Here is a 438-nt window from a genome sequence, read left to right as displayed (position 1 = left end):
CCATAGTTGATGTCGAACTCCACCTTGATGTCTGGATATTCCAGCAGCAACGGGGTGAGCCTGGGTAGCAACAGGGTTCGCTGGATGTGATCGCCACAGGTAATGCGAACCGTGCCACTTGGTTTGTCGCGCAGCGCCGACAGCTCGTCCAGTTCCGCCTCGATCTCGTCGAAGCGATTGCCGATGGCATTCAACAGGCGCTCCCCTGCCGCCGTGGTCGAAACGCTGCGGGTGGTGCGGGTGAGCAAGCGGATCTGCAGGCGCGCCTCCAGGCCGCTTATCGACTGGCTCAATGCCGACTGCGTCACGCCCAGTTGGGCGGCGGCACGGGTGAAGGTGCCCTCGCGGGCGACGGCAACGAAGGACAGGAGATCGTTGAGGTTACGTTTGATCATGGCCAATTCTTCCACGGACCATTAATTAGTAGAGCTTATATAC

At 59.6% G+C, this 438-nt stretch carries 1 protein-coding gene; it reads right to left on the bottom strand.

All coding sequences use genetic code 11. The annotated features are described in order from the left end of the window. The coding region (locus D3I60_RS01420) for a LysR family transcriptional regulator (RefSeq protein ID WP_262774333.1) at positions 1 to 410 on the bottom strand (410 nt) is incomplete at its 3' end. Between the last annotated feature and the right edge of the window lie 28 nt (positions 411 to 438).

The sequence above is a fragment of the Brevibacterium permense genome, from assembly GCF_025506275.1.
Classification (GTDB): Bacteria; Actinomycetota; Actinomycetes; order Actinomycetales; family Brevibacteriaceae; genus Brevibacterium; species Brevibacterium permense_A.
The sequence above is the reverse complement of the archived record's forward strand: the minus strand, read 5'-3'. Positions and strand labels throughout refer to the sequence as shown.